Below are 13896 nucleotides of genomic sequence, written 5' to 3'. Positions count from 1 at the left end.
GCCGTCGGCCATGTGCGCGGGTGCGGCGTCAGGAGGCCGCGGGGGGTGACGGCGGCTTACCGCCGTCCTTTCCGTCCGGTGCGGACAGACGGTCCAGAGCGTCCTTCGCCTTGCTCGTACCCTGCTGGATCTTGTCGCTGTACTTGCCCTTGGTCTTGCCGTCGACCGCTCGGGCGGCCTTGTCCAGACCCTGGTCGATCTTGTCCCCGTGCTGTTGCGCGAGGTCGGAGACCTTGTCCTTGGCGGGGCCGAGCTTGGCTTTCAAGTTGTCCAGGAAGCCCATGGAACACCTTTCCTCGCGGAAGCTACTTACGGACGCTTTCGTCGGCCGCCTCGTTGTCGGCGGCCTGTTCCGCGGACTGCTGCTTCGGAATCTCCACGTTCTCCGCAGCGGCGGCCTCGGCCGTCTCGCCGGCCTCGGTCACCCCGGCCTTCTCCTCGGCCGTGGAAGCCCCGGCGACGGCCTCGGACGGGGACGTCGCGCCCTCGGCGCCCTCCTGGCCCTCCGGCTCCGCCTCGGCGGTCACAGGGGCGGCCTGCGTCTCGGCAGCCGACGCCGCGTCGCTGTCCTTGGCCTTCCGGCGAAACATGGCAAAAACGCCCATTTCAACTCCATACGTTACTCGTGTGGGCGAAATCCCGCCCTGCCCGGTGCGTCCCATTGCGTCGCCCGGGTCACCGGTCCTCGAAACCGGCGGCTGGAACCTCGCAACAGGCAACGAACCCGGACCCGTGGCGTCACGTAGCTCGTTCGAGAAGTGACCCCCGGGTTTGCGAGACTGGGGCGGTGAGTAGCGCAGCTCCCGCCCCGCGGGTCATCGCCGTCGTCGGTCCGACCGCGGCCGGAAAGTCAGATCTCGGTGTCTTCCTCGCCAAGGAGCTCGGCGGCGAGGTCGTCAACGCCGACTCCATGCAGCTGTACCGAGGGATGGACATCGGCACCGCCAAGCTGACGCCCGAGGAGCGCGCCGGGATCCCGCACCACCTCCTGGACATCTGGGACGTCACGGTGACCGCGAGCGTCGCCGAGTACCAGAGGCTCGCCCGCGCCGAGATCGACCGCCTCCTCGCCGAGGGCCGCTGGCCCGTCCTCGTCGGCGGCTCCGGACTCTACGTACGCGGCGCCGTCGACAAGATGGAGTTCCCCGGTACCGACCCCGAGATCCGCGCCCGCCTGGAGGAGGAGCTGGCGATGCGCGGCTCCGGCGCCCTGCACGCCCGCCTCGCCGCGGCGGACCCGGAGGCCGGTGCCGCGATCCTGCCGAGCAACGGCCGGCGCATCGTGCGCGCCCTCGAAGTCATCGAGATCACCGGAAAGCCGTTCACGGCCAACCTGCCGGGACATGACTCCGTCTACGACACCGTCCAGATCGGCGTCGACGTAGCGCGCCCCGAACTCGACGACCGCATCACCACACGCGTCGACCGAATGTGGGAGGCGGGTCTCGTAGACGAGGTGCGCACTCTGGCGGCCCAGGGCCTGGGCGAGGGCCGCACGGCGTCGCGCGCGCTCGGCTATCAGCAGGTACTCGCGGCTCTCGCGGGGGAGTGCACCGAGGAAGAGGCGCGTGCGGAGACGGTCCGCGCCACCAAGCGCTTCGCGCGCCGCCAGGACTCGTGGTTCAGGCGTGACCCACGGGTGCACTGGCTCAGTGGGGCCGTCGCCGAGCGCGGGGAACTCCAGGACCGGGCAATCGCGTTGGTCGAACGACCGGTTACAGCCTGATCACGTGATGGCATCGGGAAGCTCCGGCCGTCATCCCGGCCTCTTCGGCCGTGCCATCATCGACCATCGATCGACCAGTGGAGTCCGAAGTGGGAGGGCGCGTGGCGATGGAGGCCGGCCCTCGTGACACCGCACCGGGCGGGGAGCAGTTGAGCCCCGACGGTCCAGAGGCGATCCCGGACGGCGTCATCGCCGACGGGCCGACCGCCGACGAGCTCACCGCGCAGGACGAGGCGGCCGAGGTCGAGATCGAGCTGCGCCCGCAGCGCAGGCTCCGCATCTGGCAGCTCGCCCCCATCGTGATCCTGGCCACCGTCGGCTCACTGATGTTCGCGTTCCCGCTGTTCTTCGAGTTCGGCGACGGTGGCGCGGTCGTCGCGATGCTCGGCCTGCTGATCAGCTCGTGCGCGGCCGGCTGGGGCATGATGGCGGCCCGCCGGGTGGGCTACACGCTGCCGGGCTTCCCGCCGCGCGGCTCGGGCCGGTGGCCGGACTGGCGCGTCGTGGGCGCGTACGTGGTCGTGGTGGCGGCGGTGGCGGTCCTGGCCGTCTGGCGGGTGGCGCGACTCCGCTGACCGCGGCGTCGGACGTATCTCGTACGATCGGGAAATGACCACCTTCCTCAAGGGCCACGGGACGCAGAACGACTTCGTGATCATCCCGGACCCGGAGAACGGCATCGAGCTCTCCGCGGCCGCGGTGGCCGCGCTGTGCGACCGCCGCGCCGGAATCGGCGGCGACGGCGTCCTGCACGTCGTGCGCTCCGCCGCCCACCCCGAGGCGCGTGCCATGGCGGCCGAGGCCGAGTGGTTCATGGACTACCGGAACGGGGACGGCTCGATCGCCGAGATGTGCGGCAACGGAGTCCGGGTCTTCGCCCGCTACCTCCAGCACGCCGGGCACGTGGGCGAGGGCGACGTCGCCGTGGCCACGCGCGGCGGCGTCAAGCGCGTCCACATCGACAAGGAAGGCCTGATCACGGTCGACATGGGCAAGGCGGCGCTGCCCGAGGGCGCCGTCACCGTGTCGGTCGGCGAGCGCACCTGGCCCGCGACGAACGTGAACATGGGCAACCCCCACGCCGTGGCCTTCGTGGACGACCTGGCGCACGCGGGCACCCTCTACGACCCGCCCCCTTTTGCTCCGGCGAACGCCTACCCGCAGGGTGTGAACGTCGAATTCGTCGTCGACCGCGGCCCGCGGCACGTCGCCATGCGCGTGCACGAGCGCGGCTCGGGCGAGACCCGCTCCTGCGGCACCGGTGCCTGCGCCGTGGCCGTCGCAGCGGCCCGCAGAGACGGCCTCGACCCGGCCCTGACCGGGGCGCCCGTCACGTACGACATCGATCTGCCCGGCGGCCGGCTCACGATCACCGAGCGGCCCGGCGGCGAGATCGAGATGACCGGGCCGGCCGTGATCGTGGCCGAGGGCATGATCGACACGGACTGGTTCGCGGCTATCGAAACCGTAAACCCGTGAACCGTCGCTCGAATGGGTGATCCGTTTCACGCTGGGCGAGAGCGGGACCGAGCCACGTGATGGGCTCGGTAGCATCAAGCACCGGTCCGGACGGGTACCCCCGCCAGCCCGCCGCCGGGTCGAGAAAGCCGGAGGTGCTCATGAGCGCGGAGGCGACCAACCCCGCCACCCCAGGGCCGATCACGCCCGGAGTACACCGCAGGCGTGGCCGCCCCCGGATCGACCTGCGACGTCTGGGCCGCGCCGCACTCCTCGGATCTGCCTCCCGCGGCCGCCTTCCCGACGCCATCGGGCACGTGGTCGAAGCGCACCGCGCCCACTACCCCGACGCCGATCTCGACCCGCTGCGCCGCGCCTATGTACTGGCCGAGTCCTCGCACCGCGGCCAGATGCGCAAGAGCGGCGAGCCCTACATCACGCACCCGCTCGCGGTGACGCTGATCCTCGCCGAACTGGGCGCGGAGAACACGACCCTGACCGCCTCCCTCCTCCACGACACCGTCGAGGACACGGACGTCACCCTCGACCAGGTGCGCACCGAGTTCGGCGAGGAGGTCGCCTATCTCGTCGACGGCGTCACCAAACTGGAGAAGGTCGACTACGGCGCGGCCGCCGAACCCGAGACCTTCCGCAAGATGCTCGTCGCCACCGGCAACGACGTGCGCGTCATGTCGATCAAACTCGCCGACCGCCTGCACAACATGCGCACCCTCGGCGTCATGCGGCAGGAGAAACAGGAACGGATCGCGAAGGTCACCCGCGATGTCCTCATCCCGCTCGCCGAGCGGCTCGGCGTCCAGGCCCTGAAGACCGAACTCGAGGACCTCGTCTTCGCGATCCTGCACCCCGAGGAGTACACGCAGACCCACGCCCTCATGGCGGCCAACGCGGCACGCGAGGACGACCCCCTCGCCGCGATCGCCGAAGAGGTGCGCGGTGTGCTGCGCGAGGCGGGCCTGAGCGCCGAGGTCCTCATCAGGCCCCGGCACTTCGTCTCCGTCCACCGGGTCCGCCGCAAGCGCGGTGAGCTGCGCGGCTCCGACTTCGGCCGGCTCCTCGTCCTCGTCTCGGAGGACGCGGACTGTTACGGCGTCCTCGGAGAACTGCACACCTGTTTCACCCCGGTGGTCTCGGAGTTCAAGGACTTCATCGCCGTACCGAAGTTCAACCTGTACCAGTCGCTGCACACCGCCGTCGCCCGCGGCGACGGCGAGGTCGCCGAAGTCCTCATCCGTACGCATCAGATGCACAAGGTGGCGGAGGCGGGTGTCGTCGCCCTCGGCAATCCGTACACGCCGTCCGGCGAGGAGCACCTGGACACGGACGGAGAGCGCGCCGACCCCACGCGCCCCGGCTGGCTCTCCCGCCTCCTCGACTGGCAGCAGTCCGCACCCGACGCCGACATGTTCTGGTCGACGCTGCGCGAGGACCTCGCCCAGGACCGCGAGATCACCGTCTTCCGGCCGGACGGCGGCACCATCGGCCTGCCCGCCGGCGCCAGCTGCGTCGACGCCGCGTACGCCCAGTACGGCGAGGACGCCCACGCCTGCATCGGCGCGCGGGTCAACGGCCGCCTGGCGACGCTCGGCACGGTCCTCGTCGACGGCGACACGGTGCAGCTCCTGATGGACCGCATGGAGGGCGCCGCCGCCTCCGAACCCTCCCGCGACTGGCTCGACCACGCCCGTACGCCCGCCGCACGCATCGCCATCCGGCGCTGGCTGACCGCCCACCCCGAGGGCCCCAGCGCCCCCGAAGCGGCCCCGCGCGCGCCCTACAGCGGGCCTTCCGTGCGGCCCGCCGCGGCCAACGCGCTGGTCGACCAGCCGGGCGCCGCCGTGCGTCTGGCCGGCTGCTGTACGCCCGTACCGCCCGACGAGATCACGGCCTTCGCCGTACGCGGCGGTGTCTTCACCGTGCACCGTGTCGCGTGCCCCGGGGTGGCGCGCATGAAGGACGACGGGCGCGCGGAGGTCGACGTGCGCTGGGCCGACGAGGAGACCGCCGAGTACCGCGTGACGCTGGTCGCCGAGTCGTTCAGCCGCCCGCATCTCCTGGCGGACCTCACGGAAGCCATAGCGCTGGAGGGCGTCGCCATCATCTCGGCGACCGTCGAACCGCCCACCCAGGGCGGCGTCCGGCACACGTATACGCTGCAACTCCCGGACGCCGCGCATCTGCCGGGGCTCATGCGGGCGATGCGCAACGTGCCGGGGGTGTTCGACGTGGGGCGCGCACAGCACGCGGCGACCGGCGCTCTCTGAGCCCGTCGCGGGCCCCGGGGGTCTCGTTCGGGTGGGTGCGGCGTGTACCGCCCCCGCCGTGGGGCGACACGCTGATAGCCGTAGTTCATGCTGCTCAGCTCCCGAACGCCCCGCACCGCCGCGCTGCTCGCCGCAGGTGCCTCCGTCGCCCTCCTCGCGGCGGGCGCGCCGCAGTCGGCCACCCCGCTCGGCATCGGCGACCGCCTCTTCCCGCACCTGGGCAACCCCGGGTACGACGTCAGGTCGTACGACATCGCCTTCACCTACGGAGGCGACAACAGCAAGCCGCTCGCCGCCGTCACCAAGATCGACGCCCAAGCGACCGACCGGCTGGAGCGGGTCAACCTCGACTTCTCGCACGGAACGGTGAGCTCCGTGGAGGTCAACGGGGAGCCCGCGCGCTTCGCGACCAGCCAGGAGGACCTGGTCGTGACGCCCGCCCGGCCGGTGCTGCCGGGCCTGCCCCTGCACATCACCGTGCGCCACACCAGCAACCCGATGCCGGGCAAGCAGGACGTCGGCTGGCTCCGCACCAAGGACGGGCTCGCCATGGCGAACCAGGCGGACGCCGCGCACCGCGTGTTCCCCAGCAACGACCACCCCTCGGACAAGGCGTACTTCACGTTCCGAGTGACCGCCCCGAAGAACCTGCAAGCGGTGGCCAACGGGCTGCCCGTCGCGACGACCCGCTCCGGCCCCACCACCAGCTGGGTCTACCGCACCGCCCACCCCATGGCCACCGAACTGGCCCAGGTCTCCATCGGCCGCTCGGCCGTCCTGCACCAGAAGGGCCCGCACGGCCTGCCCGTACGCGATGTCGTTCCTGCCAAGGACACGAAGGCGCTGCAACCCTGGCTCGCCAGGACGCCCGGCCAGATCGCCTGGATGGAAGGCAAGGTCGGCCCCTACCCCTTCGAGAACTACGGCCTGCTCATCGCCGAGGCCAACACCGGCTTCGAACTCGAGACGCAGACGCTCTCCCTCTTCGAGCGGGACGTCTTCACACGACCCGAGTACCCGAAGTGGTACGTCGAATCGATCATGGTCCATGAACTGGCGCACCAGTGGTTCGGCGACAGCGTCAGCCCCCGCACCTGGTCCGACCTCTGGCTCAACGAAGGGCATGCCACCTGGTACGAGGCCCTGTACACCGAGGAGAAGGCGCACGCGCCCATGGAGAAGCGGATGCGCAACGCCTACACGGCCTCCGACGGCTGGCGCGCGGCCGGCGGCCCGCCCGCCGCACCCAAGGGCCCCAAGGACGGCGAGAAGATCAGCATCTTCCGGCCGGTCGTCTACGACGGCAGCGCCTTGGTCCTCTACGCGCTGCGCCAGGACATCGGCAAGGAGGCCTTCGAGCGGCTGGAGCGCAGGTGGGTGAGCACGCACCGGGACTCCACCGCCACGACCGCCGACTTCGTCACGCTCGCCTCACAGGTAGCCGGACGCGACCTGAGCGGCTTCTTCCAGGCCTGGCTCTACGGGGAGAAGACGCCGCCGATGCCCGGGCACCCGGACTGGAAGTCCAAGCCGGAGCAGAAGCAGGGCGCGCGGTGAGGCTTCGACCCGGCAATCACGGGAAATAACTCGGGTGACGAGACGGCCCGTCCCGTGCGAACATCTTGCCATCGGCGGCGCGGGCCATAAGGTCGCTCTGATCGGCTCTTCCGGGGAATCGCCTCTTCCGGGAATCCCGGAGCGGGGTCGAGCGTTGTCAGTGATGACGGACGAGGCGTCCGTCACATGTACCGAGCAGTCAGCCACACTCCCAGCGACGTAAGGATCCAATGACCTCCTCTTCTTCCCCTTCCCAGGACGAGCAGAGCTTCGCGCAGAACCACACCGAAGGTCTTCGGGCCGATGCCCTGATGGAAGAGGACGTCGCCTGGAGCCATGAGATCGACACAGCGCGGGACGGCGATCAGTTCGACCGCTCCGAGCGCGCGGCCCTGCGCCGCGTGGCGGGTCTCTCCACCGAGCTCGAGGACGTCACCGAAGTCGAGTACCGCCAGCTCCGCCTGGAGCGCGTGGTCCTCGTCGGCGTCTGGACGTCGGGCACGGTCGACGACGCGGAGAACTCTCTCGCGGAGCTGGCCGCCCTCGCCGAGACCGCGGGCGCCCTGGTGCTCGACGGCGTCATCCAGCGCCGGGACAAGCCCGACGCGGCGACGTACATCGGCTCGGGCAAGGCCCAGGAGCTGCGGGACATCGTCCTCGAGACCGGCGCCGACACCGTCGTGTGCGACGGTGAGCTGAGCCCCGGCCAGCTCATCCACCTCGAAGACGTCGTCAAGGTCAAGGTGGTCGACCGGACCGCCCTGATCCTCGACATCTTCGCCCAGCACGCCAAGTCCCGAGAGGGCAAGGCGCAGGTCGCGCTCGCGCAGATGCAGTACATGCTGCCGCGGCTGCGCGGCTGGGGCCAGTCACTCTCCCGGCAGATGGGTGGCGGTGGCTCCTCCGGCTCCGGCGGTGGCATGGCGACCCGTGGCCCCGGTGAGACCAAGATCGAGACGGACCGGCGCCGGATCCGCGAGAAGATGGCCAAGATGCGCCGTGAGATCGCGGAGATGAAGACCGGCCGCGAGATCAAGCGCCAGGAGCGCCGGCGGAACAAGGTGCCGTCGGTCGCGATCGCCGGCTACACGAACGCGGGCAAGTCCTCCCTGCTCAATCGCCTCACGGGCGCGGGCGTACTGGTGGAGAACGCGCTGTTCGCCACCCTCGACCCGACCGTGCGCCGGGCCGAGACCCCGAGCGGCCGGCTCTACACGCTGGCCGACACGGTCGGATTCGTCCGCCATCTGCCGCACCACCTCGTCGAGGCGTTCCGCTCCACGATGGAGGAGGTCGGCGACTCCGACCTGATCCTGCACGTGGTCGACGGTTCGCACCCGGTGCCCGAGGAGCAGCTCGCCGCCGTACGCGAGGTCATCCGCGACGTCGGGGCCACCAAGGTCCCCGAGATCGTGGTGATCAACAAGGCGGACGCGGCCGACCCGCTGGTGCTTCAGCGACTGATGCGCCAGGAGAAGCGCGCGATCGCCGTCTCCGCCCGTACAGGCGCCGGCATCGAGGAGCTGCTCGCGCTCATCGACGTCGAACTGCCGCGACCCGCGGTCGAGATCGAGGCGCTCGTCCCGTACACGCACGGCGGGCTCGTCGCGCGGGCGCACACCGACGGTGAGGTGCTCTCCGAGGAGCACACCCCGGAGGGCACGCTCCTGAAGGCGCGCGTCCACGAGGAACTGGCGGCGGACCTCGCGCCGTACGTTCCGACGGCGGCGGGCACGCGCTGACGCCGACCGGCCCTGCAGGCCTGGCTCGACGTGCATGAAGTGAAGGAGCCCCGTCCGGGTCCGCCCGGACGGGGCTCCTTGCTATCGCCTTGCCGTCTTACCGGCTGCCGTACTTCTCGCTCATCATGTCGAAGACCTGCTGGGCCTCCTGGCCCAACTGCGGTCCGGCGAGCCACGTGTTGGCGGCCGGGCCGATCGATGTGTTCGACACCAGGACGGTCTTGCCGTCACGGACACGGAACCAGCCGCCGCCCGACGAACCGCCCGTCATCGTGCAGCCGATGCGGTACATCGTCGGCTGCTCGGGGCTGAGCGAGAGCCGGCCGGGCCGGTCGAGGCACTTGTTCATGAGCAGCCCGTCGAACGGCGGGGCAGCCGGGTAGCCCCACGCGCCCATCGAATCGACCGTCTGGACGGACGGCGCCGAGAAGTCCACGTCCAGCGCGTTGCCGACCGTCTCCTCCAGGGACTTGGTGCCCTGCTCCGGCTTCACGTGCAGCACCGCGAAGTCGTACGGCGCACCCGCGCCGCCGGACTCGGCGCCCTGGCCGATCCACTCGTTGGAGGTGGAGGCCCAGTCGGCCCAGTAGGTGCCGTACGGGGCGATCTCCGTCTGCGTCGCGTTGCGCAGCGCGTTCGCCGACTTGCCCTGGTCGTTGTAGGACGGCACGAACGCGATGTTGCGGTACCAGCCACCCGCCGAACCCGCGTGCACACAGTGGCCCGCCGTCCACACCAGGTTCGACCGGCCCGGGTTGCGCGGGTCCTTCACGACGGTGCCGGAGCAGACCATCGACCCCTCGGGGGAGTCGAAGAAGACCTTGCCGACCGGTGCCGCGTTCTCGTGGTACGGAACCTTCTCGGCCTGTGCCCGGACGGGCGCGGGCTCCGGGTCGGAGACGCCCTGGTCGCTCGCGTAGTCCTTCGCCGCGATCGTCTTCTTCGGCTCCTCGGCGGACTTCATCCGCTCGGGCTTCCACAGCCCCTCGATGACCGGGTTGACGAAGTCCTTGGCCTCACGCAGCCAGTCGTCCTTGTCCCAGTTCTTCCAGGCGCCGCTCTCCCACTTGTCGGGGTCGATGCCGTGCTTCTTCAGCTTGTCGGCGATGTCGGCCGGCAGCTCGGCACCGCTCTGCGACCCCTGCGAGGAAGCGGCGGCCGGCTTGGCCGCGGCACTGTCCTCGCCGTCGTTGCAAGCAGTGGCGGTGAGCGCCAGAGCGGCGGCGATCCCGGTCGCGGCGAGGACGGAGCGCCGCCCCCGGCCGCGCACGGCGGACGGACGTGTGGAACGCATGGTGCGAGTACCCCCGAAGTAAAACGGCGCCCGGCGTGCTCGTGATGCGGGACCACGGCGCGGCGCCGGCGCGATGTCTGTCATGAGCGCGTGTCTGTCATGTGCGTGTCATTGATGCGGGGCGGGCGTCCGCGCGCACCCGTTTCGACACAGCACCCCACTATGCCCGTGGAGTCGGGGACGAACAGCGGCGGAGCGGTGAAGGTTCTGGCGGCGGCGCGTGGCGAGTCACGGCGGCGGGGTGGTGGAGGACGCGGCACCCCGCCTGCCGTTCGTACTGGTTCACACCGGTGTCCGGACCGGGTTCCTTACGTCACTGACCTGCCCGGACACCGACGCGGGCCGTACTACTGGCCGGCGAACTTCTTGCTCACGGCGTCGTAGATGCCCTTGGCTTCCTTGCCGAGCCGCGGACCGGCGAGCCAGCCCGCCGTCACCGGGCCGATCGAGGTGTTGGACACCAGCGCGGGCTTGCCGTCGGGACCCTGCCCGACCCAGCCGCCGCCGGACGAACCACCGGTCATCGTGCAGCCGACCCGGTACATCGTCGGGTCCGTCGAGTTCAGCGACAGACGCCCCGGCTTGTCCGCGCACTGGAACAGCTTCTGCCCGTCGAACGGCGGCGCCGCCGGGTAGCCCTTCGCCGTCAGCTGGGAGATGCTCGCCACCGTCGGCGCGTTGAAGTTCACCGGAAGCGACGAACCGACCGTCTCCTCGAGCGACTTGCCCGAGCCGCCCTTCTCCGGCGTCACATGGATGACGGCGAAGTCGTACGGCGCCCCCGCACCACCGGTCGGGCCACCCTGCTCGATCCACTGGTCGGACGTCTGTGCCCAGTCGCCCCACCACACACCGAACGGAGCGACTTCGTCCTTCGGCGCCCCCTGCAACTCCTCGGCGCTCTTGCCGTCGTTGTTGTACGAGGGGACGAACGCGATGTTGCGGTACCAGCCGCCGCTCTTGCCGGCGTGCACACAGTGACCGGCCGTCCAGAGCATGTCGGACTTGCCCGGGTGGGCAGGGTCCGAGACCACGGTGGCCGAGCACACCATCGACCCCTCGGGCCCGTCGAAGAACAACTTCCCCGCGTACGGCGCACTGTCGTGGTACGGACTCGCGGCGGCCGCCGCCTCCACCGGCTGCGGCGTCGGGTCCGTCACCCCCTGGTCGCCGGAGAGGTCGTTCTCGTCGACCTCGCCGCCCGGGTTCTTGTCGGCGTCACGCATCCGGTCCGAGTCCCACAGACCGTCGATGATCGGGTTGACGAAGTCCTGCGCCTCACGCAGCCACTTGTCCCTGTCCCAGTTCTTCCACTCGCCGTTCTTCCATTTGTCCGGATCGATCCCGTGTTCTTTGAGCTTGTCCTTGATGTTGTCCGGGATCTTGAACGAGCCATCGCCCGCGGCCGCGGAGGACGTCGCCTTGTCGCTCGCCTCGTCCTCGCTCGGACCGCACGCGGTAGCGGTGAGGGCGAGCGCCGCGCCAAGGGCAACGGCCGCCGCCACGGGGGACGTTCTGCCGCGTACGCTCCGGGCGCGGCGAGCGGCGAACAGCGGGCGTATGGGTCGCATGGTGTGAATCCCCCTGGGCTTCGAGATCAGTGCACTGCCGAACAGGTGCGGTGGACGAGCGGTGCGGCCCCTCCCCGAACGGCACCCCACACTATGCCGGTGCCGTCGGGGACGACCGACGGGACCGCAACGGTTCCGTCACGGACGGATCATGACCCAGCTACGAACCGCCACCTCCGCTCCGCGTCTTCGGTACGTACGCGGGATCCGCGGCCGGCGTTCACCCCGGGCCGGCCCTGCCGCACACCGGTGCCGCACCGGGGCCCTCGGCGGAGACGATCTGTGGCGCAGGTCTCGTCACGAGTCTGCGAGCGGCCCGTGTTCCTCTCGCTCCCTCGTCGTTAGTGCGTCCGGGGGAACCGCAGTCGGCGCTCAGCCCTCGAACCGTCCTGGTGTGCCGCCAGGGCGGTCCTTCGATGCTGTACCTGCCAACTCGCCCCGCACAAAGGTAAGTTGACAACATTAGTCGGCCGTATCTCCAGCGGGAGGACCAGCAACCGTGGCCGTGACCGACCCTGCGCCCCTGACGGTGCCCACCCCCTACGACGGGGAGGTGCGCAAGGCAGCCGCACGCGAAAGCGCCGTGCACGAAGGCATCCTGCGCCGCCAGTCCGCCCGGGAGTCCGCGGCGCGCACCTACGCGCGTGCCCTGCCGATCGTGCCGGTGCGGGCCCGAGGCCTCACCATCGAGGGGGCCGACGGCCGCCGCTATCTGGACTGCCTCTCCGGCGCGGGCACCCTCGCCCTCGGCCACAACCACCCCGTGGTGCTCGAAGCCATCCGCAAGGTGCTCGACTCGGGTGCGCCGCTGCACGTCCTCGACCTGGCCACACCCGTCAAGGACGCCTTCACCACCGAGCTGTTCCGTACGCTGCCACGCGCCCTCGCCGACAGGGCCCGCATCCAGTTCTGCGGGCCCGCCGGAACGGACGCCGTCGAGGCCGCCCTGAAACTGGTCCGCACCGCCACCGGCCGCCAGGGCCTCCTCGCCTTCACCGGCGCGTACCACGGGATGACCGCCGGAGCCCTCGAAGCGTCGGGCGGGGCGCAGGACGTACGGGTCGCCCGGCTGCCCTATCCGCAGGACTACCGCTGCCCCTTCGGCATCGGCGGCCCACGCGGAGCCGAACTAGCCGCCCGCTGGACCGAGTCGCTCCTCGACGACACCAAATCGGGAGTGCCGCACCCGGCGGGCATGATCCTCGAACCGGTGCAGGGGGAAGGCGGTGTCAACCCCGCCCCCGACACCTGGCTGCGCCGCATGCGGGCGATCACCGAGTCCCGCTCGATCCCACTGATCGCCGACGAGGTGCAGACCGGCGTCGGCAGGACCGGCGCCTTCTGGGCCGTCGACCACAGCGGCGTCGTACCCGACGTGATGGTCCTGTCCAAGGCGATCGGCGGCAGCCTCCCGCTCGCCGTGATCGTCTACCGCGACGACCTCGACGTCTGGGGCCCCGGCGCCCACGCGGGCACCTTCCGCGGCAACCAACTGGCGATGGCCGCCGGCACGGCGACCCTGGCCTACGTGCGCGAGAACGGCCTCGCCGAACGTGCCGCCGAACTCGGCACCCGCATGATCGGCCAACTCCGGGCCCTCGCCACGGAATACCCGTGCATCGGTGACGTACGAGGCCGAGGCCTGATGATCGGAGTCGAACTGGTGGACCCGGAGGGCGCTCGCCGGGCCTCCACCGGTCCGAACGCCGTCGGCCGCCCGGGTGCGGCTCACCCGAATACCGCCGGCTCGGGTGCCGCCGGCTCGGGTGCCGCCGGACCGGGTAGCGCCGGACCGGGTACCGCCGGCGCGGGCGCTGCAGGATCGCGTATCACCGGCTCGGGCGCCGTCGGCTCGGGTACCACCGGACCGGGTACCACCGGCTCGGGCGCCGCAGGTCCGCGTATCACCGGCCCGGATGCCACCGGTACGGCCTACACCGACCCCACCGGGCCCACCGGGCCCACCGACCCCACCGCGCGCACCGCTGACGGCGTCGACATCGCCGACTTCACGGCCGACGCCCTCCTCGGCGAACCGTTGGCCACACCGCTCCCCGCCGCTCCCGACCTGGCCGCGGCCGTTCGCGACGCCTGCCTGGACCGGGGCCTGATCGTCGAACTCGGCGGCCGCCACTCCAGCGTCGTACGCCTCCTGCCTCCCCTGACCATCACCGATGAACAGGCCGCGGCCATCGTCGACCGGCTCGCGGACGCCATCGCCGCCGTGGCCCGAGCACGCACCTAGCCGCACCAGTACCCGGCG

11 protein-coding genes are annotated in these 13896 nt (G+C 70.9%); 7 read left to right on the top strand and 4 right to left on the bottom strand.

The features are described 5' to 3' along the window. Positions 1 to 28: 28 nt before the first annotated feature. Both ABD366_RS30635 and ABD366_RS30630 read right to left on the bottom strand, forming a co-directional pair. Positions 29 to 283, bottom strand: a complete 255-nt coding sequence (locus ABD366_RS30635; protein ID WP_324769089.1) for an antitoxin — start codon at positions 281 to 283, stop codon at positions 29 to 31. A gap of 22 nt (positions 284 to 305) precedes the next feature. Further along, positions 306 to 605 (bottom strand): hypothetical protein, encoded by a 300-nt coding sequence (locus tag ABD366_RS30630; RefSeq protein ID WP_324769090.1) that lies wholly within the window; start codon positions 603 to 605, stop codon positions 306 to 308. Positions 606 to 787: 182 nt separating this feature from the next. Between ABD366_RS30630 and miaA the strand changes: the two genes are divergently transcribed. The 6 genes from miaA to hflX all read left to right on the top strand — a co-directional run bounded on the left by miaA (position 788) and on the right by hflX (position 8768). After that, a complete protein-coding gene (gene miaA / locus ABD366_RS30625; protein ID WP_324769092.1) occupies positions 788 to 1726 on the top strand; it encodes a tRNA (adenosine(37)-N6)-dimethylallyltransferase MiaA in 939 nt (312 codons plus the stop codon). A gap of 107 nt (positions 1727 to 1833) precedes the next feature. Beyond that, positions 1834 to 2301, top strand: coding sequence for a hypothetical protein (locus ABD366_RS30620; protein WP_324769258.1), 468 nt, complete (start codon positions 1834 to 1836; stop codon positions 2299 to 2301). A 34-nt stretch (positions 2302 to 2335) separates the two neighbouring features. Then, positions 2336 to 3205: a diaminopimelate epimerase gene (gene dapF / locus ABD366_RS30615; protein ID WP_324769093.1), complete on the top strand. Its 870-nt coding sequence runs from the start codon at positions 2336 to 2338 to the stop codon at positions 3203 to 3205. Between the two features lie 140 nt (positions 3206 to 3345). Continuing rightward, positions 3346 to 5469: a RelA/SpoT family protein gene (locus ABD366_RS30610; protein ID WP_324769094.1), complete on the top strand. Its 2124-nt coding sequence runs from the start codon at positions 3346 to 3348 to the stop codon at positions 5467 to 5469. A gap of 87 nt (positions 5470 to 5556) precedes the next feature. Further along, positions 5557 to 7026 (top strand): M1 family metallopeptidase, encoded by a 1470-nt coding sequence (locus ABD366_RS30605; protein ID WP_324769096.1) that lies wholly within the window; start codon positions 5557 to 5559, stop codon positions 7024 to 7026. 230 nt (positions 7027 to 7256) lie between these two features. Next, on the top strand, positions 7257 to 8768 hold the full coding sequence (hflX, locus tag ABD366_RS30600) for a GTPase HflX (protein WP_324769097.1): 1512 nt from the start codon (positions 7257 to 7259) through the stop codon (positions 8766 to 8768). A gap of 97 nt (positions 8769 to 8865) precedes the next feature. Here hflX and ABD366_RS30595 read toward each other — a convergent pair whose 3' ends face one another. Both ABD366_RS30595 and ABD366_RS30590 read right to left on the bottom strand, forming a co-directional pair. Further along, positions 8866 to 10062, bottom strand: coding sequence for a trypsin-like serine peptidase (locus ABD366_RS30595; protein ID WP_324769098.1), 1197 nt, complete (start codon positions 10060 to 10062; stop codon positions 8866 to 8868). 347 nt (positions 10063 to 10409) lie between these two features. Continuing rightward, a complete protein-coding gene (locus tag ABD366_RS30590) occupies positions 10410 to 11633 on the bottom strand; it encodes a trypsin-like serine peptidase (protein ID WP_324769099.1) in 1224 nt (407 codons plus the stop codon). Positions 11634 to 12132: 499 nt separating this feature from the next. On the opposite strand from ABD366_RS30590, the gene ABD366_RS30585 reads away from it, so the two are divergent. Then, the gene (locus ABD366_RS30585; RefSeq protein ID WP_411293705.1) at positions 12133 to 13878 is read left to right on the top strand and encodes a diaminobutyrate--2-oxoglutarate transaminase family protein; all 1746 of its coding nucleotides are present in this window, start codon (positions 12133 to 12135) and stop codon (positions 13876 to 13878) included. Positions 13879 to 13896: the final 18 nt, after the last annotated feature.

The sequence above is a fragment of the Streptomyces kunmingensis genome (genome assembly GCF_039533535.1).
Lineage (GTDB): Bacteria > Actinomycetota > Actinomycetes > Streptomycetales > Streptomycetaceae > Streptomyces > Streptomyces kunmingensis.
This window is presented reverse-complemented; position numbering and strand designations above follow the sequence as displayed.

Bases quoted from the DNA above. Each gene is read 5' to 3' on its own strand.
- ABD366_RS30630 (WP_324769090.1), bottom strand. From the start codon at position 605: ATGGGCGTTTTTGCCATGTTTCGCCGGAAGGCCAAGGACAGCGACGCG.
- dapF (WP_324769093.1), top strand. From the start codon at position 2,336: ATGACCACCTTCCTCAAGGGCCACGGGACGCAGAACGACTTCGTGATC.
- ABD366_RS30635 (WP_324769089.1), bottom strand. From the start codon at position 283: ATGGGCTTCCTGGACAACTTGAAAGCCAAGCTCGGCCCCGCCAAGGAC.
- ABD366_RS30590 (WP_324769099.1), bottom strand. From the start codon at position 11,633: ATGCGACCCATACGCCCGCTGTTCGCCGCTCGCCGCGCCCGGAGCGTA.
- ABD366_RS30595 (WP_324769098.1), bottom strand. From the start codon at position 10,062: ATGCGTTCCACACGTCCGTCCGCCGTGCGCGGCCGGGGGCGGCGCTCC.
- ABD366_RS30620 (WP_324769258.1), top strand. From the start codon at position 1,834: ATGGAGGCCGGCCCTCGTGACACCGCACCGGGCGGGGAGCAGTTGAGC.
- ABD366_RS30605 (WP_324769096.1), top strand. From the start codon at position 5,557: ATGCTGCTCAGCTCCCGAACGCCCCGCACCGCCGCGCTGCTCGCCGCA.
- ABD366_RS30610 (WP_324769094.1), top strand. From the start codon at position 3,346: ATGAGCGCGGAGGCGACCAACCCCGCCACCCCAGGGCCGATCACGCCC.
- hflX (WP_324769097.1), top strand. From the start codon at position 7,257: ATGACCTCCTCTTCTTCCCCTTCCCAGGACGAGCAGAGCTTCGCGCAG.